This is a genomic window from Streptomyces sp. NPDC006235 (assembly GCF_040613735.1).
Taxonomy (GTDB): Bacteria; Actinomycetota; Actinomycetes; order Streptomycetales; family Streptomycetaceae; genus Streptomyces.
Genome location: NZ_JBEXSR010000022.1, coordinates 22,552 through 44,825, shown reverse-complemented (window position 1 = coordinate 44,825; position 22,274 = coordinate 22,552). Strand labels below are relative to the sequence as shown.

Below are 22,274 nucleotides of genomic sequence, written 5' to 3'. Positions count from 1 at the left end.
TCTCCTCGTGGAGCGGATGTGCGTGGAGCGGAAGTGCTCGCGGAGAGCTGTGCGGAGCGGAAGCCCCTGAGGGACCGCGGGTGGTCGGGCTGTTACACGGGCGTCCCCGCCCTTCGTCCCTCGTCCTCGGCGAGGATCTCGGCGGCCCGGTCGCGCAGCTGACGCCGCAGCAGCTTGCCCGCCGGGTTGCGCGGAATGCGCTCGACGGTCAGGAAGCGGCTGGGCCGCTTGTAGCTGGCGAGTTCGCGCACGGCCAGGTCGAGGAGCTCCCGCTCGTCGTAGGCCTCCGGATCGGCCGGCTGCACGAACGCCCAGGGGGTGTGCCCCCAGGCCTCCGAGGGAGCGGCGACCACGGCGACGTCGGCGACGTTCGGCGACGTCCGCAGGACGCGCTCGATCTCGGCCGGGTAGACGTTCTGGCCGCCCCGCAGGATGAGGTCGGTGCGCCGGTCGACGGTCCAGATCCGCCCGTCCTCCTCCAGGTAGCCGAGGTCGCCGGTGTGCAGCCAGCCGTTCCTCAGCGTCTCGGCGGTGGCGTCGGGGCGGCGCCAGTACTCGCGCATGGTGCCCTCGCCGCGCAGGCAGATCTCGCCCACCTCGCCGACCGCCGCCGGCCTGCCGTCCTTGGTGCGGACCACCGCGTCCACGCCGAGCATCGGCACCCCGGCACACCGGGCCCCGGGGTGGCGCGGGGGCGTGGCGGGGCCGTCGGAGCGGCTGGTGATGACGGGACCGCCGGCCTCCGTGAGCCCGTAGACGTTCAGCAGCGGGCGCCCCAGTTTCCCGACCGCCTGGTGGTGCAGACGCTCCGGCATGGGCTCGGCGGTGTGGACGATGAGGCGGACACTGCTCAGGTCCGCGGTCTGGAGGTCCTTCGTCTGCACCAGGAGCCGGATCATGCTCGGCACCATGAGGACGTGTTCCACCCGCCACTCGGCGAGCGCCGTCAGACACGCCCGGGGCGTGAAGCGGTCGAGCACGCAGACGGTCCCGCCGGCCGCGAGGTAGTCCAGGGCCATGACCATGCTGCCGTGGAAGAGCGGGCTGGCGTTGAGGTACACCGTCCCGACGGCCGGCCGGACGTCCCCGAGCCAGGACAGCGCCTGCGCCTGGAGCGACCGGTGCGTGGTCAGCACGCCCTTGGGGTGGCCGGTGGTGGCCGAGGTGTGCAGGATGGCGAACGGATCGTCGAGTCCGACCGGGGCGAGCCGCGGCGTGCCGCCGAGCTCCGCGGCCATGGCGGGCACGTCCTCGATCGGCCAGGCCGGCAGATCCGGAGCGAGCCCGGCCAGACGGTCGAGACTCGACTTCTGGGCGACGGCCAGGCTCGGCTCGACGTAGTCGACGATGTACGAGACCTCGGCGTCGGCGAGATCGGCGTTGACGGGGACCACCACGACGCCCGCCGCGGCACAGGCGAGGTAGGTCACCAGGACCTCCAGCCGGTTCTGGCTCATGACCAGCACGCGGGCGCCGCGGGGTAACCGGGCGGCCATGCGGTCGGCCAGGCCGTGCACCTCGGCCCTCAGCTCCCGCCAGGTCAGCTCACGGCGGATGTCGCGCAGTGCGACGGCGTCGGGGGCCAGGCTCGCCTGGCGGGTGAGGATCCTGTCCAGCCACATGTCAGCCGACCTCCTTGGCCAGGAGCCGGTCGATGCCCTGGAGGGTGCCGGCCAGGGCGAGTTCGTCGTCGTCGAGGGGACGCCCGACCTCTTCCTCGCACCGCAGGGCGATCCGGATCACCTCGCCGGAGTTGATGCCCGCCGTGTGGAACTCCTCGGCGTCGCCGATCCGGTCCAGCATCAGCGGGTTGTCGAGACAGCTCGCCACCAGTTCGCGTGCGTTCACGTGCCTTCCTTCCACGGTCGTGCGCTGACACCGGCCAGGGCCCACAGCGGAACCGGCTCTCCGTCCGCGCGGACGATCAGCGGCGCCGCCTCGTCAACGGCACAGGGCAGCAGCCGGTTGAAGCGGCTGCCGCGGCAGGCCTCGCGGAAGGCGTCACTCCCGCCGGCCCGGCCGACCAGATGGGAGAAGACGGGGTCCAGCACCTTCCAGCGCCCGTCCTCCTCGACCTCGCACCACGTGTGGTCGCCGCCCACGAGCCCGAGGATGTAACCGCGCCGGGTGCGCGCGGTCAGCCCCGACGCTCGCAGCTGCGCGGTGATCCGGCGGCTGGCGACCACGCAGTCGGCCATGCCGAGCGTCCATGCCCGGTCCTGGTCCGAGCGCAGCGCCTCGGCGACCGCCTGGTACGTGACGGCCCCGCTGTCCAGGGCGTCGAGTACGGCGTCGTAGGCGGAGCGGATGCGCGGGTCCCGTACCCGGTCCTCGGCCCCGGTCAGCCGTACGACGATCCGGTAGCCGCCGTCCTGGTATCCCTCGGCCGCCGGCTGTGTCCCGTCCCGCTGCGAGCCGTCCGGTGCCCCGAGGACCTCGAGGAGTTCCGTGCCGGGGGCGCCGGCGTCCGGCACCGCGAGGCGCAGCTCCCCCAGTTCCCTGGCCACCGGGCCGGTCATGGTGGGCGGCTGGACGGTCACGTTCCAGGTCTGCGGCCGGAACCAGGTGTCCGGGGACGACTGGCCGAAGCGGAGCAGGAACCGCCAGGCCATTTCCGGAACGGAGGTGGCGCTGCCCGAGAGCAGGGCCGCGTTGGTCAGGTCGGTGTAGTCGAACAGCACGCCCCGCCCGGCGTCCCGCACGTGCGGGAGACCCGATTCGGCCAGCCCTGTCAGGAGCTCGGCCGCGATGCCCAGATGGACGGCGGCGTCCGCGACGTCCGTGTCGTAGCGGGCCAGGTCCTGCGGCACCGGGCGGAAGCCCGTGGTCGCCGGCGCACCGGCCGCGGTGTCGGTCGAGGCCATGCCGGTCACCCCTCTGCCGACTTCGCGATGTTCCCGGCCAGTTCCCGTGCCGTGCCGGCCTCGAAGAGCATCTCGTCGGGGACCGCGATGCCGCAGGACTCCTCCACGCGCACCACGGCGCGCAGCAGCTTCACGGACTCCATGCCCGGCAGGGAGTTGAGCGGCGCGTCGGGGTCGATGCTGTCGGGGGTGACGGCCAGGACCTGTGCCAGCGCCTCCACGACGGCCTTCTCGACCTCTGCCTGCCTGTCCACGCCCGCCTTGTCGGCCTGTCGGTTCATGCCTTCGCTCCTTCTGTCCCCGCACGCTGCGGGTCGGTGATCCGGCCCTGGAGGTACATCTGTTTCGCCTGCTGCCGCTTGACCTTTCCGGAACTGGTGAACGGGATGGACCGGGGGGCGACAGAGACGACGTCGACGGAGTCGAAGCCCAGCCGGGTCACGATCTCCTTCTTGATCCGCGCGACCAGCTCGGCGGCTTCGTCGCCTTCGAGTGACGTTTCGAGCAGGACGGCGATGCGCTCGTCGCCGGCGGTCCCGGCCGGGTCCGTCACGCCCATGGCGGCGCAGTGCCGTCGGTCGACGCCGGGGATCTGCCGGACGATCTCCTCGACGTCCTCCGGGTAGTAGTTCTGGCCGCGGATGACGATCATGTCCTTGAGCCGGCCGACGATGTAGAACTCGCCGTCCAGGGCGAAGGCGAGGTCACCGGTGCGCAGCCACCCGTCGGTGGTGAACGGCTGCTCCTCGGCAGGCAGGTTGAGGTAGCCGCCCATGACCGCCGGGCCGTGCAGCTGCACCTCGCCGACCGTTCCGTCGGGCACCGGGCGGTCGCCGTCGCCGACCCGGACCCGCAGCCCGGGAACGGCCCGTCCGACGCACACCACCGCCCGGGCCTCGGTGGCCTCCGGCCCGACCTGCCGGATCGACTCCCCCGTGCCCAGGGCGTACCGGTCGACCAGCACGCTCTTGGGGCGGCTGTGCAGGTCCGAGTACGTGGCCACGAGCGTCGCCTCGGCCATCCCGTACGAGGGCAGCATCGTCTCCGGGCGGAAACCGTAGGGGGTGAACGCCGCCTCGAAGCGGTCGATCGTGCGCTGGTGCACCGGTTCCGCGGCGTTGTAGGCCACCCGCCACTTCGACAGGTCCAGCCCCTCGGGGGCGCCGTCGGCGATGGCGTCGACCATGTAGTCGAAGGCGAAGTTGGGCGCGGGCATCGCGGTGGCGGGGGACGCCGAGAAGCCGGCCAGCCAGCCCTTGGTGTCGCGGACGAAGTCCGAGGGCCGCCACAGGCAGACGGAGGAGCCGCGGGCGAACGCGCTCAGCATGAGGAACAGGCCCATGTCGTGGAACAGGGGGACCCACTGGCCCATCACGTCGTCCTCGGCGCTCCAGTCGACGCCGTCCGCGAGCGAGGCCAGCCCCGCCGCCACGTTGGCGTTGGTCAGCGCCACCCCCTTGGGCGCGGAGGTGCTGCCCGAGGTGTACTGGATGACGGCCAGGTCGTCGCTGCTACCGGGTCCGCCGAGGTCCCGGGACACCGGCCCGGCCGGCACCTCGGTGATGTCCACGAAGGGCACGTCGGGCAGGGCGTCGGCCAGCCGGGAGGCGAAGCGGTCCGTCGTCCGGTCGACCAGCACCGCGGCAAGACCGGCGTCGGCGGCGATCTTGCGGACGTGGGCCTGGTAGGTGTCGAAGCCGGGGAACGCCACGGGCAGGGCGATGGGGACTGCGGCCCCGCCCAGCCGGGCGGCCGCCAGCAGCCCGCGGACCCACGGCTCGCCGTTGGCCATGAGGAGACCGATCCGGGGCCTGTCCGTCCGGCTGAGCCGGGGCAGCAGTCCGCCCGCCGTGCGCTCGGCGTCGGCGAGCACCCGCTCGAAGGGGTGGTGCGTCACCTCCCGCATCGGGGTGTGCAACACGGTGTCCGGCCGCACGACTTCACTCAGATCGGTCCACAGCGACCTCGCCGGCATCGACGTCATGACGCCCCTTCCTTCTCCCTGAATTCGACCCGGCTGCCGACGCGCAGGCCGAGCTCCGCGGCCGTCAGCTGCCGCTCCGTGCGGATGAGGATGTTGTAGTGATTCGGTGCGTGGCACTCGTCGAAGCCGACGACGGTGCCCACGGCCCGGCCCTCCACGAAGAAGGCGTCGCCCTGTTCGACGACACCCGACCTGTCGAACACCGCGAAGCCCAGGAAGCCCACCCGGTTCACCTTCTCGCCGGGCCGCTGCGGGCTCTCGACCGTCGTCACCAGCTCGTGGACCTCGCCGGCCGGCACACACCGCGAGCCCCACTGCGCGAGGTGCATCCCGCGGTCGTCCCGGGAGTGGTACATCAGCTTCACCATCCGCCCGGCGAACGGGTCCTTGCTGGGACCCGGCATCCGGGGGCGGGCCTCCTTGCGCCGCGCGATGCGGTAGGCCTCCTCGACGAGGGCGACGACAGCGGTCCCGTCCTCCCCGTGCGCCGTGCCGCCGTCGACAGCGGCGCGGAAGGCGGCGAGGATCCCCTCGTACTCGTGGGCCAGCGAGGACTTGAAGCCCGTGAACCCCTCCAGCATGTCCGCCCTGAGGACGCTGCCGTCCTTCAGGCTCACCTCGACGTCCTTGGCCTCTCCCCCGGGCAGCGCCCAGTCCAGTTCCACGGTGACGGGCACGCCGCCGTCGATGGCACGCAGCCGCAGTTCGCCCCAGTACTCCACTCCGGAGCGCAGGTCCCCGATCGTCGCGTCCTCCGTGACGAGGTCGCCGAGGAGGAAGCGGGCGGTGTCGAGGGCGTTGGGCCCGTTGTCGATGACGCAGCCACCGCCGCAGCGCTCGGCGTCCAGATACCACTGGTCGGAGCCCATGTGCTCCTCGATCTTCTCGTGGTAGCGCAGCCGCACGGACCCGATGGCCGACGCCTCGGGCAACTGCTCCTTCAGCCGCCCCACATGGCGGTTGTAACGCCGGTGGAAGGCGGTGAAGAGGACCGCTCCGGTCCGCCGCGAGACCTGCTGGAGCCTGCGCGCGTCCTCCAGAGCGACGGTGAGGGGCTTCTCGCAGCACACGTGCACTCGGCGTTCCAGCGCCGCCGCAATGACCGGCGCGTGGAGGTCGTTCGGGAGGGTGACGACCACCGCGTCGACGGTGCCGGAGCCGATCAGCTCCTCGTACGAGGCGAAGGCGGCCACCCCGGTGCCGGCGTACGGTGCCAGCTTGTCCTCGTCGAGGTCGCACACGGCGGTCAGGTCCCACGCGGGATCGGCCGCCACGGCTTCGAGGAAGAAGGGGGCGATGCTGCCGAGCCCTATCACGCCCAGACGCATCGTGGTCACCCCTCGCCGCCCGCGGGAGCCCGGAACGGCAGCGCGGGAACGGCCAGTTCCGTGGTGATCTCCCCCAGTTCGGCGACCAGGTCGGCGGCGACGGGGACGCCGTCGGCCTCGGCTCCGGCCGCCCGCTCGGCCTCGGGAAGACCCGGATAGGCCACCCGGTCCGCGTAGGCGGCCGGCGGGCAGGCGACCACGGTGCCGAGCAGTTCGTCGACGGACCGTTCGAAGTCGGCGCGGTGGCCGAAGGCCTCCGGGGACACCGCGATCAGGACGTGCCCGATGTCGTCGTCCTCCTGCGGCCCGTCGAACGCCGCCGGGCGCGGTCCGTAGCCGGCGCCGGCCAGCGGGCCGCACAACAGGTCCACCAGCAGCCCCAGTCCGAACCCCTTGGCGCCGCCGGTCTCCCGCAGGCCGCCGAGCCACAGCACGTCGGCGGTCCCGTCCGCGTACTCCGCGGGGTCGGTGGTGCCCGTGCCGTCCGGGCGGATCAGCCAGCCTTCAGGTACCCGTTCACCGCGCTTGCGGGCCTGGTTGACCTTGCCGGTGGCGGCCACGGTGGCGCTCATGTCCAGCACGAAGGGATCGCGCTCCCCGCCCGGCACGGCCGCGCCCAGCGGGTTGGTGCCGAGCATCCTGACCGTGCCGCCCAGCGGTGGGATCACGCCCTGGCGGCCGCAGTTGGTCATCGCCAGGCCGATCATGCCGACCCGCGCGGCACGATGGGCGTACGCTCCCGCGGCGCCGAAGTGGGTGCTGTTGCGCACGGTGACGAATCCGACTCCGGACTCGGCGGCGATCCCGCAAGCGAGGTCCATCGCCTCGGCGGCGCTCACCAGCCCCAGCGCCCGGTTCCCGTCCGCCGCCGCCACCGCGCCGGTGCGCCGGACGATCTCCAGTTTGGCCGCCGGGTCGATGCGGCCGCTGCGCAGTCCGGGTACGTAGGAGCGGACGAGCGCGTTCAGGCCGTGGGTCGGGTAGCCGCGGGTCTCGGCGTACACCACGACGTCGGCAGCGGCCGACGCGGCGGCCTCGGACAGGCCGCAGGCGCGCAGGACCGACACGCACCCCGTGTGCAGTTCCTGCACACCGATGGTGGGAAGCATCAGGTGGTCTCCTCTGAAAGGACGCGGTCAGTGGCGGGTGAGGGGCGGGGGCCGACGGTTTCGGCGAACCGCAGGACGATGCGGCGCACCGCGTCGGCGTAGGCGGCCAGATCCGCGAGTGCGACGTGCTCGCGGTCCGTGTGGGCGCCGTTGCGGTCCAGTCGGCCGGGACCGCACACCGCGACGTAGCGGCCGGCGGCGCCCGCCCAGATCGCGTCGCAGGTGAACGGCGCCCCGTCGGCCTCCAGGGAGTGCCGGCGCAGGCCCGCGTGGCGCAGCACGGCCTCCATGGCCGGGTCCCGGTTGGCCAGGGTCGGCAGCCCCTGTTTGAGCCAGTCGGCGCGCACCACCCGGTCCCAGTCGGCGGCCAGCCGCCGGGTGAGCGGGTTGTCGGCGTGGCCGGCGCGGAAGGCCGCTCCGGCCGCGCCGAGGATCTCGGTGACGCGCTGGTGCATGAGGGCGCCGGTCCCGGAGTCCGGGTAGGCGATGTTGAGCAGTAACTGCCCGGTTCCGTAGACGCGGTTGTGGCTGCTGCCCGTGTGCAGTCCCGCGACGGTGGCGCGGGCGCCGTGGACGGTGGCGAAGCGGCCCAGTTCCCCGGCGAGCCGTGTGGCGAGGAAGCCGAGCGCGACCGTGGCGTTGTGCCCCTGCTCGGGATGGTCGTCGGTGGAGTCCTCCCCGTCGACGGTGACGCGCAGCGTCATCGTCGCCGTCGACAAGTCCATGAACGTCTGCCCGGTGGGCTCGGCGAACAGCATCAGCCGTCCCACGTGCCCCAGGGAGGTGAGCCAGCGGGTCCCGAAGCTGCCCATGGCCCCGCCCTCCTCGCCGGGCACGGAGCACACCCGCACCTCGATGGCCTCGGCGATCCGCGGTTCCTGGGCGAAGGCGGCGGCCACCCCGCACAGCGCCGCCACACCGGGGCCTTTGTCGTCGACGGCTCCCCGTCCGGACAGCACGCCGTCCGCGATCCGGGGCGGCACGTGCGGTCCGACGGTGTCCATGTGGAAGTTGACGACGAGCCGCCGGTTCGCCGGAGCGTCCGGGGCGCCCATGGCCACCACGACGGACGGCTGGGTGGCGAGCAGGCCGGGGTCACCGCCGAGGAGGTCCCGGACGGCGGCGGGCACTTCGGGCCCGTCCAGCACTTCGGCCCCGGGTGGTCCGGCGAGCAGCAGCCGGAAGCCCCGTGCCTGTGCCCCCTCCGCGAACAGGCGCTGCGCGCGGGCGGTCTGCCGTGCCTCACCGCCCTCCAGCGGCGAGACCGAGGGCACGTCCATGAGCCGGTACAGGAACTCCACGTCCGGGGTGCCGAAGAGGTCCGTCTCGGTCATCGGCCCGCGACCTCCTGCCGCGTCAGGTGCGGCCAGGACGTGCGCAGGTCGGCGACGTAGTCGCGGTAGGACGCCTCCAGGGCCGCGTCGTCCCCGGTGACGGCGAGGTGCGGCATGTGGACCAGGTGCGGTTCGAGGCTGTACCAGCCGCGGTAGCCGTACGCCCGGAGTTCGGTGAGGCTCTCCGCGAGGCGTGCCCGGCCGGCGCCCGGGGCGGTGGCCGACACCTCTCCGGCCGCGTCGCGCACGGCGTCCTTCAGATGGACGTGGTCGACGTGGGGCAGCACCCGCCGCAGGAAGTCCGGGCCCTCGTAGCCGTACCAGACGCCGTTGCCCGCGTCGAACAGCAGGCGCAGCCGGTCGCTGTCCACCCGTTCCAGCATCCGCAGGGTCCGCTCGGCGCTCCGCGAGGCCCAGCCGTGGCAGTTCTCGTGCAGCAGCGTGACGCCCAGCTGCTCGGCCTCGCGCGCGAGCAGGCGCATCCGCCGCAGGGCCTCCTGCTCCCACTCGGGGTCGCCGCGGCCGTCGTCGGGGTAGGACATGCAGCGCAGCCGCGCGCAGCCCAGGCGCAGCGCCCGGGCGGCGGAGACCCGGAGCACCGCCAGCTCGTCCTCGACGGGGGTGGCGATGGTGGTCGACCAGCCGCCGAGCGGCGTGTCGACGACGGGCACGGTCAGCCCCGAGGCACGGATCTCGGCCGCCGCCCGCTCCATCGCCGGCTCGTCCAGCTCGTGTATCCACCGGCCGTCGACCGTGCGTAACTCCAGGCCGCGCAACCCGAGTTCGCTGTGGATGCGCACCTGGTCGGGCAGGCTGTGGGCCGCCTCGTCGCCGATTCCGCACAGCGGCTCCGGCAGGGCGTCCGCCGCGGTCACGGCCGTCCCCCGTAGAAGCGGGTGATCTCCTCGGCGACGTGGTCCACGGTGCCCTCGTCCATCTCCTCGTGGAGCGGCAGGGCGAGCACCGATCCGGCGAGCCGTTCGGCCACCGGGAAGTCCCCGGCGCCGTGGCCCAGGTGCCGGAACACGGGCTGGAGGTGCAGCGGGTGCGGGTAGTGCACCATCGTCTCTATCCCGCGTTCGAGGAGGTAGGCCCGCAGGGCGTCCCGTTCCTCCGCCCGGACGGCGTAGGTGTACACGCTGCGCTCGGCGAAGCCGTCCGGCGGGGTCTTCAGGGCGGGGGCCAGCGGCCTCAGCCGCTCCCCGTAGCTCCGGGCGAGTTCGCGGCGGCGTCGGAGCACGCTCTGGAAGTGGTCCAGGCGCCGCAGCAGGAAGGCCGCTGTCACCTCGTCCATCCGGGAGTTGATGCCGACACGGTGATAGAGGAAGCGCACGGAGCGGTCCTGGCCGTGGTTGCGCAGCTCGCGCAGCACCCCGGCCACCTCGTCGTCCTGGGTGAGGACGACTCCCGCGTCCCCGATGCCGCCGAGCGGCTTGCCCGGGAAGAAGGAGTAGACACCGAGGTCGCCCGCGCTGCCCGCGGGGCGGCCGTCGACCACCGCGCCCAGGGATATCGCGCTGTCCTCGATCAGCAGGGCCCCGTGGCCGGTGGCCAGCCGGCGCAGCGCCGCCATGTCCGCGAGGTTGCAGAAGAGGTGGGCGGGGAGCAGGGCGCGCACCGGCCGGTCGTCGGCGCTCAGCACGGAGGCGACGGCGGCGGGGTCGAGCGTGGCCGTCTCCTCCTCCACGTCGGCGAAGACCGGTTCCGCGCCGACGAGCGCGATCGTGCTGGCGGACGCGATGAAGGAGTACGCGGGGGTGATCACCCGGTCGCCCGGGCCGATCCCGTGGGCGAGAAGACCGAGGTGCAGCGCCCCGGTGCCGCTGGCGCAGGCGACGGCGTGCCGCACTCCGGCCTCGGCGGCGATCCGCTCCTCCAGCCGGGCCACCCGGTCCTTGAGGATGAACGCGTCGCTGCGGCTCACCTCTGCGAGCGCGTCGAGCACGTCGTCGCGCCACGGTCGGGTGCGGGTGGCCCAGCCGTGGTAGGGCACGCGGAGGTGGTTGCTCATGACGCTCCCCCGTAGAAGGCGCGCACAGCATCGACGACGTGGTCGACCTGCGCCTCGCTGAGATCCGGATACAACGGCAGCCCCACGGCACGCCGGGCGCTCGCCTCCGCCACCGGAACCGGGTGTTTGGCTCCCGGGCGGTGGGCCAGAGCGGGCTGGTGGGTCAGGGGGCGCGGGTAGTAGACCTCGGTGCCCACGCCGCGCTGTTCGAGGAAGGCGACCAGTTCGTCGCGGCGTTCGCACTCGATGAGGTAGACGTACCAGACCTGGTTGCCGGGCTGCGCGACGGGACGCATCCACGGGACCTGGACCTCCGCGATCCCGGACAGCCCCGCGGTGTACCGCGCGGCGAGCACGGCCCGTCGCTCGATCTCTTCCTCCAGGCGCTCCAGCCGGGTCAGCAGGACACACGCCTGCACCTCGTCCAGCCGGCTGTTCCACCCGATGAGTTCGTGGATCCCGGATCCGTCGAGGCGTTTGCCGTGGACCGTCAGCATGCGGGCCCGCTCGGCGAGTTCCTCGTCGTCGGTGAGCAGCATTCCGGCGTCCCCGACGGCGCCCAGTGTCTTGGTCGGGAAGAAGGAGAGGATGCCCGCCCTGCCCCACAGGCCGGCGTGCCGCCCCTGGATGCGCATGCCGATGGCCTCCGCGCTGTCCTCGAGCACGGTCAGGCCGTGGTCGGCGGCGATCTTGGTGAGGGTGACCATGTCGGCCATCTGGCTGAAGAGGTGGACGGGCATGATGGCCCGGGTACGCGGGGTGATCGCCCGGAGCACCGCCTCGGGGTCCATCGCGTACGACCCCGGCTGCACGTCGACCATGACCGGCTCGGCGCCGACGTGAAGCACCGCGGAGGCGGAGGCGAAGAAGGTGTACGCGGGGACGACGACCTCGTCGCCCGAGCCGATTCCCGCGGCGCGCAGCATGATCGCAAGCGCGTCGCTCCCGCTGTTGCAGCCCACGGCGAAACGCGCACCGGTGAAACCGGCGATGGCCGCCTCCAGTTCGGCGACCGCCTGCCCGGCGGTGAAGACACCGCCGTCCAGCACCGGGCCGAGCCGTTCCGCCAGGCGCGGCCAGTCACGTTGCGCCGTGCGCGCCCAACTGTAGAAGGGGACCGTGGTCTCCGTGCTCACGCGCTGGCCTCCTCGGGTGTCCTGGGTGTGGTGTCCTGGGTGGTGGGCCCGGCTTCGACGCCGGCCATGCGCGCGGCGGATTCCAGCAGGGCCGTCGCATGGATGTGCAGATCGACGCAGGTGCCGGGGGGCCGCTGGTCCGACCGGCCCGTGAGGAAGCTGTAGGCGTCGGCCAGGAACCGCGTCAGGGGCCGGTCGGGCAGGGACACCGCGGCCGGCCGGCGGGACGACTCGAAGGTGCCGCGGGGGTGCGCCGCGCTGAGCGGGTAGCCGGCCCGGCCCCAGCCCCGGGCGGCGAGGGCCGTCAGGCTCCGGTACCGCTGCGAGACGGTGAAGTCCGAGAGCAGCTCGCTGACGACGCCGGAGCGGTGCTTGAGCACCAGCCGGGCGCCGCCGAGCGCGGGCAGTTCCCGTCCCCGCAGGGGCAGCGCCTCGACCACGGCGGAGACGATGTGTTCCACCTCGCCCGCGAGGTGGAGCGCCAGCACCAGTTGGTGCGGCATCTCGACGTCGAAGGTGCTGCGGTGTCCGTCGCCCGTTCCGTCGGCGCGCGGCACGCGCGGCTTGCTCTGCTCCATCCACAGGCCCTGGAGCGGACCGAGCCCGCTGAGCTCCTCCTCCAGCCGGCGGGTGACCTCACTCGAAGGCCAGACCGCCACGGGTATGAGGTGGGCACCGGCCGACGCGGCGGCCGCCGCGATGTGCCGGGCCTCCTGGTGCGTGACCGCGAACGGCTTCTCGACTATGACGGCCCGGGCGCCGAGGTCCAGGAGCTCCCGCAGCACGGACAGGCGGCCGGCGGGGGGCGTCGTGAGGTGGAAGACCGTCCGGTCGGGATCGAGCGCGGCGAGCCGTGACAGTCGGTCCGTCCCCTCCACCCAGCGTGTGCCCTCGGGCAGGTCGGCGGGACGCCGCGGGTCCACCGCGATCACCTCGGCGCTGCGTATCCCGGACGGTCCGACGGCGGCCGCCTCGCGGAGCGCCGCATGGTGCAGTTCCCGGCCGGCCCGCCCGTATCCGACGATGACGGTGGACAGGGGACCGCTGTGCAGGAGGGGTGGCGCCGGCGCGGCTTTGGGCTGCGAGCCCCATTCGCTTCGCATAGGAACGTATGCCTCCCCCGACGCCGAAGACGGCCGGCAGCGCGTCGGAGACGACCGGACACGCCGCAAGATCGCTGAAACCATAAGGCGGACCGAGAGGTACCCGTCCATGCCTCATAGGAGGTACGGGGGGCGCCTGCGGGGAGGAGGCAGGCAGCCGCGTGGCAGGCGGCAGCGTCCGCCGGCTCGGGCTTCGACCGGGGGTTCCATGGAGTTCTCGGGACGGCGGCCGTCACCGCGACCGCAGGTCCGAACGCGCCGCGGTCAGGCCGGGCCGTCGGCGCCCCGGCGCCCTTCGGCCAGCCGTGCGCTGCGGTCGGGGCCGAGTTCGAGCTGACCCAGGACCGAGGGCGTGGCGATGCTCGGGAAGACATGGCGGAGCAGCACGCTGACGCGCTGCGGAAGGTCGCTGTAGTCGCTCATGGCATGGGACATCGCCTGTATCCCGGCGAAGGCTCCGACCAGGAGCTGTCCCACCTCGTCGATGTCGACGTGGGGCAGAACCTCGCCCCGTTCCTGGGCCAGCTGCAGCACCTGCCGGTTCTGCCGGCTCCAGGTGTGGAAGGACAGGTGGTGATTCAGCTGCACGGCGTGCTGCTGGAGCGTGAGGTGGACGCCGGCCCGGACCAGGGGGTCGGTCTGCAGGAGGTGGGCGAGCAGCAGGCCGCTGTCGGCCAGTTCCTGGAGCTTGATGCGGTGCGACGGCACGGCGATGTCGGTCTGTGCGTCCAGGATGGCCTGGGCGAGCTCTTCCTTTGACTTGAAGTGAAAGTAGAGCGAACCCTTGGTGAGGCCGACCAGGGCGAGGATCTCGGTGATCGTCGCGGCTTGGTAGCCCTGTTGTTCAAAAACCGTGGCCGCGGCTTCCAGGATCTTCCGACGGGTGCGAATCGCACGCTCCTGGATCGCCATCCGCTTTGCGCCCCAACCTTGAGAGAAAAACCGGCACGCCAGTATGTTACCAGCGCCCTATCGCAGTACCGCTGGCTCCATCCATGCCGAAACGGGGAGACAAAGCCATGCTCGTGAGATCTACTGCGACCAGACCGGAGCAGTCCTGCGCGCAGCTCGGGATCCAGGACGGGGACAGGCACCCCGTCGTCGCGGTGACCAAGGAATCAGCCCATCGGGCCAGGGACCTCGACGTGTTCCCCACGCGGTGGGCCAGGGCGGGTGACGACCGTTTCTCGGTGACCGTGGAACTGCCGCCCGACCACCCCTTCTTCACCCCCGTCGGGACGGGCAGCGTGGATCCGCTGATGTTCGTCGAGGCGATGCGGCAGTGCGTGCTGGTCGTCTCGCACGGCGCCTACGGCGTGCCGCTGGGGCATCACTTCCTGCTGAAGACCCTGGAGTTCGACTGTGACGCGCGACGCCTGAGGGCATCGGGGGAGCCCACCCGGCTGGATGTCGACGTCACCTTCCGCGACCTGAAGTTCCGGGCGGGACGGCTCGTCTCCCTGCGCAGCCGCTTATCGGCGCGGCGGGGAGGCCACCGGGTCGGCGGGGCCACCGGACACATCACCCTCATCAGCCCGGAGGTGTACCGCCGCATACGGCGCGAGCCCCTCGAAGCCCCGGTCGTCCCCGACCTCTCACCCCCCGTCCTGCCCGTCGAGTCGGTGGGCAGGACCAGCGTCCCGGACGTCGTGCTGTCGCCGACGCCGCAGCCCGGCGTGTGGCAGCTGCGTGTCGATGTCACCCACCCCACTCTCTTCCAGCGACCCAACGACCATGTGCCCGGGATGCTCCTGCTGGAGGCCGCGCGGCAGGCCGGTGCCGGTCTGTCGGCACCGCGGCCGTTCGTCCCCGCCTCCGGCCGCATCGAGTTCCAGCGGTACGCGGAGTTCGGCAGCCCGTGCCTGGTGGCGGCACGACGTACGGCTCCGGACCTTCCCGGCGGGCCATCCGTCGAGGTCACCGGCCACCAGGACGGAGAACTGGTCTTCCACTGCTCCGTGACGGCCGCCGCCGAAGGCAGCGGCGACGGAGACGTCCGGTGATCGTCGTCACCGGAGCCACCGGAACGGTGGGACGGGTCGTGGCCCGCCTGCTCGCACGGGATCATCCGGTCCGGCTCTTCGTCCGGAGCCCGGACAAGGCCGGCACCCTCGACGGCCGCGTCGAGGTGGTGCGCGGGCAGTACGACGACCGCGACGCGCTGCGCCGGGCACTGGAGGGCGCGCGAGCGGCCTTCCTGGTGACCAACCACCCCACCGAGCCCGACGACGCCCGGTTCGCCGAGGCCGCTGCGGCCGTCGGTCTGCGGCACGTGGTGAAGCTCTCGGGGTTCTCGGTCGGCGACCCGGAAGCGGACGACTTCATCACGCGCCGGCAGCAGGAGAACGAGGAGATCATCCGCGCCTCGGGCCTCGACTGGACCTTCCTGCGTCCCCGGGCGTTCATGTCGAACACGCTGTCCTGGGCCGCGTCCGTCCGGAACGAGGGCGTGGTGAGGGCGCTGCACGGCGGGGCCGGGCATTCGGTGATCGACCCGCGGGACGTCGCGGAGGCGGCCGTACGAGCACTGACCGAACCCGGCCATGCGGGCCGCGCCTACGCGCTCACCGGACCGGAGGCCATCACGGCGGCCGAACAGGCCGAGCAGCTGGGCAAGGTGCTGGGACGGCCCCTGGAGTTCCGGGAACTGACGGTCGACCAGGCAAGGGAGTCCCTCCTGCGCCGTTACCCTCCGGTCCTGGCCGAGGCACTGCTGCGCAGCGCCGAGCACCTGGCGGCCGGCCGCAAGGCGCACGTCACCCGGACGTTCGAGGAGCTCGTCGGACGCAGGCCGGCGTCCTTCGGCCAGTGGGCGGCCGACCACAGGACGGCGTTCTGCTGAGTCCGCGCGGCCGCGCGACGGCCGGGTGCCCGTCCCAGGACGGGGACGGGCACCCGGCCGTGCCGCGCTACGCGTTCAGCACGACGGGCAGCGTCCTGTGGCCGTTGGACAGGAAGGAGCCGAGCGGCTCCAGCGGCTTGTCCGGCTCGGCCAGGGCGAGGCGGGGGAAGCGCTCGAACAGCGCGGAGAGGGCCAGCGCCGCCTCCATGCGGGCCAGCGGGGCCCCCAGGCAGTGGTGGACCCCGTGGCCGAAGGCCACGTGCTCGCGTCGCCTGGGGCGGGTGACATCGAACCGGTCGGCGGTGTCGCCGTGGATCAGCGGGTCGCGTCCGGCACCCGCGATGGAGATGAGGATCGGGGAGCCCTTGGCGATGACGTGACCGCCGGCTTCGATGTCCTCGACCGCGTAGCGCAGGGGTATGTGGGCCCCGGGCGGCTCGACGCGCAGCGTCTCCTCGACGACGTCCTCCCAGGAGGCCCTCCCCTGTCTCACCAGGTCGAGCTGCCCGGGATGCGTCAGCAGGGCATGGATGGACTGGTCGATGAGGTTGACGGTGGTCTCGTATCCGGCCGAGATCATCAGCAGCAGCGTGTCGACGAGCTCCTGGTGGCTCAGTCCGCCGTCCTGGTGGTCGTGGACGGAGATCAGGGCGCTGGCCAGATCGGCCCCCGGCCGGGTCCGCTTGAGGGCGACCATGTCGTTCAGCGCCGCGTACAGCTGGGCGCCGTTGGCCTGCGCCTCCTCCGCCGAGACGTTGGTGAGGAAGGTGATGTCGATGGTCTTCCGCAGCCGCCCCTGGATCTCCCCGGGCACCCCCAGCAGCTCACAGATGACGCGTACGGGCACCTCGGTGGCGAAGGCGGCGCGCAGGTCCACGGGGCGACCGGGCGGGGTGTCGGCCGCGATGCCCGTCAGCAGCTCGTCGACGATCTCCCTGACCCGGGGTTCCAGAGCGGCGGTGCGGTGTGCGGTGAACGCGCGGGAGACCAGCCTGCGCAGGCGGCGGTGCTCCTCCCCGTAAGCGGTGATCATGCTGCGTACGGAGACCCATATGGCCAACGGCCAGTCCGGCGGTATCCGGCCCTCGACCCAGTCGGGCCAGTGCAGTTCCGCGTCCTTGGACACCCTCGGGTCGGCCATCAGCTGTTTGATCAGGGTCGCGCCGGTCACGGCCCAGGCGCGCACGCCCCCGGGTAACTCGACCGGCGCAAGCGGCCCGTGCTCCCTCAAGCGGGCGATCTCTCCATGGATGTCCCCTCCTTCGGGATCAAGGGCAACTGGGCAGGAACGGTGCAGCACAACGGTCTCCCCCCGGGACAGTCGAAGCCTGTCGTGACGTGGCACGCCGAACGTGCGGCCCCCGGACAGGCATGGCGGTCAGCAAAGAAACCGTGCGTCCGGCGGCTTGTCAACGAACAACCGGTCGAACGGGGCATGGCCCTGGCACCCCGACGAGCCGGAAAGAGGCAACCCGGTATTTTTATGGGGTTCAACTCCCTGCAGAGCAACCCGACGTCTGGGCTCAGAGAGACCCAAAGAAGCTATTTCGGACACAGAGTCACACGGGGCTAACCGTGCGACCTGCGACTTTTGACGTTTCAATGGAGAGCGATTGAAAACCGCTAAGTAGGTATGTTTTTATGGCCGCGTACTTGCGGGTCGGGGAATGTGCTCTCGGAGGCGGCATCAGCGGTCTTCGCGCTTCCCTCCCGACCCACAGGTGCAACGGGCCCGACACCCTGCGATGACGTGTCACTGTCCGCGAGCGCCAGGGCGCGACATGCCGCGAGCAAGGGGCAACTCGCGTGCGCATGAACGCTTGGCACAGATGGGGGACTCCTTGCGATGATCGACGCCTGGTTCGACTACACCTCTCCGCTCAGCATGCTCACCCGGCACCTCCTGAGCACGAAGCTCGGGAGCTCCGGGACACGGATCCGGTGGCATCCCACCGACGGCGGGGACGAGGCCTTGGATCCCGTCTGGTTCACGCAGGCCTGGGACCGCAGCGTGCGGCCACTGGCCGAACGGCTGGGCGTGCGGGTGAACGCGGTGCCACCTCGGCCGACCTCCGCCCGGCTCGCCCTTCAGGGCTATCAGTACGCGCTGGACCAGGGCCTCGCGGAGGCCTACAGCGATCAGGTCTTCCACGCCTACTTCGTGCAGCGTGCGGACATCGGTGAGCCACAGGCACTCGGGATGGCCGCCCACCGGGCCGGCCTCGATCCGGAACGATTCCGCTCCGCCGCCACCTCGGCGCACTACGCCGAGCGGCACCGCGCGGCGGTCACCCAGTCACCCCCGGTCCGGGTGACACCGACCGTGATGTGCGGCGGTTACCGGATCGAGGGCGTTCCCAACGACGCCCAGCTGGCGAAGCTGGTGGCCGCGTCCGCGACGTCGCGGGCGAGGGTGGCTTCTCCCCGGGCGGCAGCCGATCGGACCGGGGGCACGCGGTCCCGAAAGGAAGGCCCGGTATGGTGCGCGGCCGTCGGGGCAGTCGGGGCAGTCGACGGCGACTTTCCCGAGTTCCTCGGACGCGGCGGCCGCACTCTCGGCAAGCCGGTCGAGCAGTCAGGTGTGTGCGGGGCCAACTGAGCCGCGGACAACCGGGACAGCACCGAGCCGCAGCCGCGACCGCCTGACGTGAGCAACCGCTCGGGCCGAGCCGCGTGTCCGCGGGCCGGTCCACGGGATCACGTGCGCAGGCGGCTTCGTCATGCCTCCCCGCGGCGTGGAAGACCTGATCGCGGCGGTCCGCCACCTCCCCCAGCGCCGCCGCGCCGCGCACCACCGGCAGGCGGGGCGACGCATAACCGGTTGATGGACACCGGTTCGAGAGCTAATGTCTCACGAGAAAGCTTTACTAAAAGCTATCGAGGGGGAGAGAAGAGGCATGACCTCCTTAGAGGGCCTGCGCCAGCTGGACGGGCACGCCCAGTCGGAGCTCGTGCGCAGCGGGCATCTGACGGAGAAGGAGCTGCTCCGCGCAGCCGCCGAGCGCATCGAGGAGCTCGACCCCCGGCTGGGGGCGGTCGTCGTCACCGATTTCGAGCGGGCACTGGCCGAGCCGGAGCGGACCGGCCCGGAGCTCGCGGAGCGCGGGCCTCTCCACGGAGTGCCGTTTCTGCTGAAAGATCTCGGGCCGACCGTCGCCGGCCTGGAGGCGACCATGGGCTCGCGCTTCCTGAGCGGCTTCGTCCCCGAGCAGAGCGGTGAGCTGGTCGACCGGTTCCAGGCCGCGGGGCTGCGGGTGCTGGGCAAGACGAAGACCGCCGAGTTCGGGGTACTGCCCACCACCGAGCCGCAGTTCCAGGGCCCGACCGTCAACCCGTGGGATCCCCGGCTCAGCCCGGGTGGTTCGAGCGGCGGTTCCGCGGCCGCCGTGGCCGCCGGGCTGGTGCCCGTGGCACACGCCAACGACGCCGGTGGCTCGATCCGTGTCCCCGCCTCGAACTGCGGCGTGTTCGGACTCAAGCCCACCCGCGCCCGCACTCCGCTCGGCCCCGCCGTCGGTGACCTGATGAGCGGCCTGGCCTGCGAACACGTCATCAGCCGCTCCGTCCGGGACAGCGCCGCGCTCCTCGACGCCATCGCCGGGCCCGCCCCCGGCGACCCCTACTGGGCACCGCCCAGCTCCCCGGGCTCGTTCCGTCAGGCCGTGGCCGAGGGCCCCGGCCGTCCGCTGCGGATCGCCTTCTCCGTCCGCCCCGGCGCCGGCGGCACACTCGACCCCGCATGCGAAGCAGCGGTCCGCGACGCCGCGAAACTCTGCGCCGACCTGGGGCACCAGGTCACCGAGAGCGAATCCCCCATCTCCTTCGCCGACCTCGTGGAGCCGTTCCTGGTGCTGTGGGCCGCCGGAGTCTCCTCCGCGATCAGCTCGTACGCACAGGCCGGCGGCCGGGTCCCGGAGCCGGGCCTGTTCGAGGAACTGACCTGGGACCTCTATGAGCGGGGGCGCGCACTGAGCGCCGCCGGGTACCTGCTGGCCGTCTCCACGCTCCAGCGGGCCGCTCGCGCGCTGGCCGCCTTCCAGCAGGACTACGACGTACTGCTCGGGCCGGTCACGTCCCGGCCGGCGCCCGCCCTCGGCACCTTCTCCGTCGGCACCCCGGAGCAACAGATCATGCGCGCCGTGGAGTTCTGCCACGAGACACCCCTGGCCAACCTCACGGGGCAGCCCGCCATGTCGGTCCCCCTGCACTGGACCGACGCGGGAGTCCCCGTCGGTGTACACGCCACCGGACGATTCGGCGACGAGGCGACCCTGTTCGCCCTCGCCGCACAGCTCGAACAGGCCCGTCCCTGGGCGCATCGCCTGCCCGACCTCGAGCACCTGCGATCGGAGACCCAGTCTTGCTGAAGATATCCATGGCGCCGCGGGGGACGGACGCATGGCACGACGCCCGCGAATTCGCCCGCGCCACCTACGCGGAGGTCCACCAAGCGGCCATCAAGCCCGACCCCGACGCCTTCATCATCGCGGCCGGGCCGGACGCCGAGGGCGCCCGCACCGTTCAGGGCTGCGCAGGCTGTACGTACGCCTCGCAGGAACCGTTCTTCTCCGAGCGCTACCTCGACACGACCGCCGAGCAGGCCATCGGGAAACACACCGGTGCGCCGGTGGACCGCAGCCGCATCGTCGAGATCGGGGCTCTGGCCGGCCCCGGCGGTGCCGGCCAGGAGATGGTCCGGCTCATCCCGATCATCGCCTGGTGCACGGGGATGGAGTACATCCTGTGCACCGTCACGGCCCGGCTTCGCGATCTGCTGCAACAGCTCGACATCACGCTGACCGTGCTCGGCGACGCCGACCCGGAGCGCCTCGAAACGGGCGAGCGCGCCGCATGGGGCACCTACTACGACCAGCTCCCCCAGGTCGGCTTCATCGAACTGCGGGTCCTGGCGCCCCTGTTCGCCGGGGCGACCGGCCGATACGCCTTCCTCGAACCGGTGGTGGAGCTCCTCACCGGCACCACGACCCCCCAGGAGGTGGCCACCCGTGCGAGCCGTTGAAAGCGCCCTCACCCGCCACGCGGAAACCGACCGTACGCTGGTCCAGGTCCTGGACGCGGGCGGCGGCATCGCCGCCGCGTACAGCTACCGGGAGATCACCCGGGCCGCCCAGGCACTGGCCGTGACCCTCGCGCCCAGCGCCCCCGCGGCGGAACAGGGCCGGCGCATCGGTGTCCTGTGCGGCAACACGCCCGAGTTCATCGTCGCGGACCTGGCACTGCTCGCCCTGCGCCGCACCGAGGTACCCGTCCCACTGGCCTTCTCCCGCGAGCAGGCCATGGGCCTCCTCCAGGACACCGACGTCTGTCTGGTGGACGCCCACGGTGCCGCACGGCTCGACGAGTGGGGCCGCGACGCCGTGCTTCCCGCCGGCTGCCGGGTGGTCGAGATCCGGCTGGGCGAACTCCTGCGGAGCACCACCCCGTACACGGTACCGACGGCTGACGAGGACTGGATCTGCAAGATCATCCACACCTCGGGGACCACATCGCTCCCCAAGGGCGTGCGGATCCGCTCCCACGGCATCGGCGCTCTGATCGACTCCCTGCACGCGGCCATGCCCTCGGAAGCCTTCGCGCGCTATGTGTCGTGTGTCCCTTTCAGCCTCCTCATCGAGCAGGTGACAGGGCTGTACCTGGTCCTCCTGGACGGCGGTCACGTGACACTGCTGCCGCCCGGATCCCCGCTGGTCGGCACCAGCGGCGCGGCCGTAGAGGCCACGCTTCCGCTGCTGGCAGCCGCACGCCCGACCGCCGTCGTCGCCACCCCCGCCCTGGTCACCGCCGTGCTCGGGGCCGCGCGCCGGGCGTCGGCGGCGGGGGAGGACATCAGCCGGTCGCTCTTCGGCACCGAGCAGGCTCCCCTGATCTGCTGTGGCGGCGCTCCGGTGCACCCCGACACGCTGCGCGCACTGGACGGGTTCGGGATCGCCGTCCACGAGGGATACGGGCTGTCCGAGAACAGCTCCGTGGTCAGCTGGAACACCCCCGGCGCCCGTCGGATCGGCACGGTGGGACGTCCACTGCGACATGTCCGCGTCCGGCTCGGCAAGGACGGTGAACTCCTCGTCGGCGGTGCCTCGTTGTTCGCCGGATACACCCGCGAGGACCCCTCCAGCTGCGCCGTCGTCGACGGCTGGCTGCACACCGGTGACGTCGCGCATATCGACGAGGACGGCTACATCACCATCACCGGGCGCAAGAAGAACATCATCATCACCGCCGCCGGGCGCAACGTGGCGCCCGAATGGGTGGAGGCCCAGTACGCGAGGCTGCCCTTCGTCCGCGCCGTGGGTGTGGTGGGCAACGGTCTGCCCGCCCTGAACGGTCTGTTCGTCATCGACCCGGCCGTCGATCCGGCCGAGGCGGAGCGTTCCATCACCGCGTTCGGCACCGAACACCTCTCGGAGGTGGAGCGGGTCGAAGAGGTGCATCTGATGAGCGCCGACGACGACTCCTACCGCCGGTTGTTCACGGTCACCGGCCGCCCCGTGCGCAAGGCCATCACCGAGCAACTCCGCTCACTGTAACCACGACGATCGAGG

At 72.0% G+C, this 22,274-nt stretch carries 20 protein-coding genes; 6 read left to right on the top strand and 14 right to left on the bottom strand.

Features of this window, described 5'->3' with window-relative positions; genetic code table 11:
• Positions 1-92 precede the first annotated feature (92 nt).
• The 13 genes from ABZ192_RS24575 to ABZ192_RS24515 all read right to left on the bottom strand — a co-directional run bounded on the left by ABZ192_RS24575 (position 93) and on the right by ABZ192_RS24515 (position 13,781).
• Positions 93-1,622 carry an AMP-binding protein gene (locus ABZ192_RS24575; protein ID WP_356926599.1) on the bottom strand — a complete coding sequence of 510 codons (1,530 nt, stop codon included), beginning with the start codon at positions 1,620-1,622 and terminating at the stop codon, positions 93-95.
• 1 nt (position 1,623) lies between these two features.
• Positions 1,624-1,848, bottom strand: coding sequence for a hypothetical protein (locus tag ABZ192_RS24570; RefSeq protein ID WP_356926598.1), 225 nt, complete (start codon positions 1,846-1,848; stop codon positions 1,624-1,626).
• Complete coding sequence (locus tag ABZ192_RS24565) at positions 1,845-2,864, bottom strand: transglutaminase domain-containing protein (RefSeq protein ID WP_356926597.1); 1,020 nt, start codon at positions 2,862-2,864, stop codon at positions 1,845-1,847. Before ABZ192_RS24565 ends, ABZ192_RS24570 begins: the two co-directional genes overlap by 4 nt.
• Before the next feature lie 5 nt (positions 2,865-2,869).
• Positions 2,870-3,145, bottom strand: coding sequence for an acyl carrier protein (locus ABZ192_RS24560; protein WP_356926596.1), 276 nt, complete (start codon positions 3,143-3,145; stop codon positions 2,870-2,872).
• Positions 3,142-4,848, bottom strand: a complete 1,707-nt coding sequence (locus ABZ192_RS24555; RefSeq protein ID WP_356926595.1) for an AMP-binding protein — start codon at positions 4,846-4,848, stop codon at positions 3,142-3,144. The genes ABZ192_RS24560 and ABZ192_RS24555 overlap by 4 nt, the downstream gene beginning before the upstream one ends.
• Complete coding sequence (locus ABZ192_RS24550) at positions 4,845-6,176, bottom strand: Gfo/Idh/MocA family oxidoreductase (RefSeq protein ID WP_356926594.1); 1,332 nt, start codon at positions 6,174-6,176, stop codon at positions 4,845-4,847. Before ABZ192_RS24550 ends, ABZ192_RS24555 begins: the two co-directional genes overlap by 4 nt.
• Before the next feature lie 5 nt (positions 6,177-6,181).
• Positions 6,182-7,285, bottom strand: coding sequence for an Ldh family oxidoreductase (locus tag ABZ192_RS24545; protein WP_356926593.1), 1,104 nt, complete (start codon positions 7,283-7,285; stop codon positions 6,182-6,184).
• A complete protein-coding gene (locus ABZ192_RS24540; protein WP_356926592.1) occupies positions 7,285-8,619 on the bottom strand; it encodes a M20/M25/M40 family metallo-hydrolase in 1,335 nt (444 codons plus the stop codon). Before ABZ192_RS24540 ends, ABZ192_RS24545 begins: the two co-directional genes overlap by 1 nt.
• Positions 8,616-9,494 (bottom strand): sugar phosphate isomerase/epimerase family protein, encoded by an 879-nt coding sequence (locus ABZ192_RS24535; RefSeq protein WP_356926591.1) that lies wholly within the window; start codon positions 9,492-9,494, stop codon positions 8,616-8,618. Before ABZ192_RS24535 ends, ABZ192_RS24540 begins: the two co-directional genes overlap by 4 nt.
• The gene (locus tag ABZ192_RS24530; RefSeq protein WP_356926590.1) at positions 9,491-10,630 is read right to left on the bottom strand and encodes a DegT/DnrJ/EryC1/StrS family aminotransferase; all 1,140 of its coding nucleotides are present in this window, start codon (positions 10,628-10,630) and stop codon (positions 9,491-9,493) included. The genes ABZ192_RS24535 and ABZ192_RS24530 overlap by 4 nt, the downstream gene beginning before the upstream one ends.
• Positions 10,627-11,766: a DegT/DnrJ/EryC1/StrS family aminotransferase gene (locus tag ABZ192_RS24525; RefSeq protein ID WP_356926589.1), complete on the bottom strand. Its 1,140-nt coding sequence runs from the start codon at positions 11,764-11,766 to the stop codon at positions 10,627-10,629. The genes ABZ192_RS24530 and ABZ192_RS24525 overlap by 4 nt, the downstream gene beginning before the upstream one ends.
• Positions 11,763-12,869 carry a Gfo/Idh/MocA family oxidoreductase gene (locus ABZ192_RS24520; RefSeq protein WP_356926588.1) on the bottom strand — a complete coding sequence of 369 codons (1,107 nt, stop codon included), beginning with the start codon at positions 12,867-12,869 and terminating at the stop codon, positions 11,763-11,765. The genes ABZ192_RS24525 and ABZ192_RS24520 overlap by 4 nt, the downstream gene beginning before the upstream one ends.
• Positions 12,870-13,133: 264 nt before the next feature.
• A complete protein-coding gene (locus ABZ192_RS24515; RefSeq protein ID WP_356926587.1) occupies positions 13,134-13,781 on the bottom strand; it encodes a ScbR family autoregulator-binding transcription factor in 648 nt (215 codons plus the stop codon).
• 107 nt (positions 13,782-13,888) lie between these two features.
• On the opposite strand from ABZ192_RS24515, the gene ABZ192_RS24510 reads away from it, so the two are divergent.
• Together ABZ192_RS24510 and ABZ192_RS24505 are read left to right on the top strand one after the other, a co-directional pair.
• Entirely contained in the window at positions 13,889-14,872 is a 984-nt protein-coding gene (locus ABZ192_RS24510; RefSeq protein WP_356926586.1) for a ScbA/BarX family gamma-butyrolactone biosynthesis protein, read from the top strand.
• A complete protein-coding gene (locus ABZ192_RS24505) occupies positions 14,869-15,711 on the top strand; it encodes an NAD(P)H-binding protein (protein ID WP_356926585.1) in 843 nt (280 codons plus the stop codon). Before ABZ192_RS24510 ends, ABZ192_RS24505 begins: the two co-directional genes overlap by 4 nt.
• A 67-nt stretch (positions 15,712-15,778) precedes the next feature.
• Here the strand turns inward: ABZ192_RS24505 and ABZ192_RS24500 are convergent, their stop codons facing one another.
• Positions 15,779-16,942: a cytochrome P450 gene (locus tag ABZ192_RS24500; protein WP_356926584.1), complete on the bottom strand. Its 1,164-nt coding sequence runs from the start codon at positions 16,940-16,942 to the stop codon at positions 15,779-15,781.
• 615 nt (positions 16,943-17,557) lie between these two features.
• Here ABZ192_RS24500 and ABZ192_RS24495 point away from each other — a divergent pair.
• The 4 genes from ABZ192_RS24495 to ABZ192_RS24480 all read left to right on the top strand — a co-directional run bounded on the left by ABZ192_RS24495 (position 17,558) and on the right by ABZ192_RS24480 (position 22,259).
• A complete protein-coding gene (locus tag ABZ192_RS24495) occupies positions 17,558-18,310 on the top strand; it encodes a DsbA family protein (RefSeq protein ID WP_356926583.1) in 753 nt (250 codons plus the stop codon).
• A gap of 298 nt (positions 18,311-18,608) precedes the next feature.
• Positions 18,609-20,078, top strand: coding sequence for an amidase (locus ABZ192_RS24490; RefSeq protein WP_356926582.1), 1,470 nt, complete (start codon positions 18,609-18,611; stop codon positions 20,076-20,078).
• Positions 20,072-20,731 carry a thermostable hemolysin gene (locus ABZ192_RS24485; protein ID WP_356926581.1) on the top strand — a complete coding sequence of 220 codons (660 nt, stop codon included), beginning with the start codon at positions 20,072-20,074 and terminating at the stop codon, positions 20,729-20,731. The genes ABZ192_RS24490 and ABZ192_RS24485 overlap by 7 nt, the downstream gene beginning before the upstream one ends.
• On the top strand, positions 20,718-22,259 hold the full coding sequence (locus ABZ192_RS24480; protein ID WP_356926580.1) for an AMP-binding protein: 1,542 nt from the start codon (positions 20,718-20,720) through the stop codon (positions 22,257-22,259). The genes ABZ192_RS24485 and ABZ192_RS24480 overlap by 14 nt, the downstream gene beginning before the upstream one ends.
• The last annotated feature ends 15 nt before the right edge of the window (positions 22,260-22,274 follow it).

Excerpts from the sequence above, each read along its gene's own strand:
- ABZ192_RS24555 (WP_356926595.1), bottom strand. The coding sequence starts at position 4,848 with ATGACGTCGATGCCGGCGAGGTCGCTGTGGACCGATCTGAGTGAAGTC.
- ABZ192_RS24530 (WP_356926590.1), bottom strand. The coding sequence starts at position 10,630 with ATGAGCAACCACCTCCGCGTGCCCTACCACGGCTGGGCCACCCGCACC.
- ABZ192_RS24550 (WP_356926594.1), bottom strand. The coding sequence starts at position 6,176 with ATGCGTCTGGGCGTGATAGGGCTCGGCAGCATCGCCCCCTTCTTCCTC.
- ABZ192_RS24540 (WP_356926592.1), bottom strand. The coding sequence starts at position 8,619 with ATGACCGAGACGGACCTCTTCGGCACCCCGGACGTGGAGTTCCTGTAC.
- ABZ192_RS24560 (WP_356926596.1), bottom strand. The coding sequence starts at position 3,145 with ATGAACCGACAGGCCGACAAGGCGGGCGTGGACAGGCAGGCAGAGGTC.
- ABZ192_RS24545 (WP_356926593.1), bottom strand. The coding sequence starts at position 7,285 with ATGCTTCCCACCATCGGTGTGCAGGAACTGCACACGGGGTGCGTGTCG.
- ABZ192_RS24495 (WP_356926583.1), top strand. The coding sequence starts at position 17,558 with ATGATCGACGCCTGGTTCGACTACACCTCTCCGCTCAGCATGCTCACC.
- ABZ192_RS24510 (WP_356926586.1), top strand. The coding sequence starts at position 13,889 with ATGCTCGTGAGATCTACTGCGACCAGACCGGAGCAGTCCTGCGCGCAG.
- ABZ192_RS24490 (WP_356926582.1), top strand. The coding sequence starts at position 18,609 with ATGACCTCCTTAGAGGGCCTGCGCCAGCTGGACGGGCACGCCCAGTCG.
- ABZ192_RS24520 (WP_356926588.1), bottom strand. The coding sequence starts at position 12,869 with ATGCGAAGCGAATGGGGCTCGCAGCCCAAAGCCGCGCCGGCGCCACCC.
- ABZ192_RS24515 (WP_356926587.1), bottom strand. The coding sequence starts at position 13,781 with ATGGCGATCCAGGAGCGTGCGATTCGCACCCGTCGGAAGATCCTGGAA.
- ABZ192_RS24575 (WP_356926599.1), bottom strand. The coding sequence starts at position 1,622 with ATGTGGCTGGACAGGATCCTCACCCGCCAGGCGAGCCTGGCCCCCGAC.
- ABZ192_RS24565 (WP_356926597.1), bottom strand. The coding sequence starts at position 2,864 with ATGGCCTCGACCGACACCGCGGCCGGTGCGCCGGCGACCACGGGCTTC.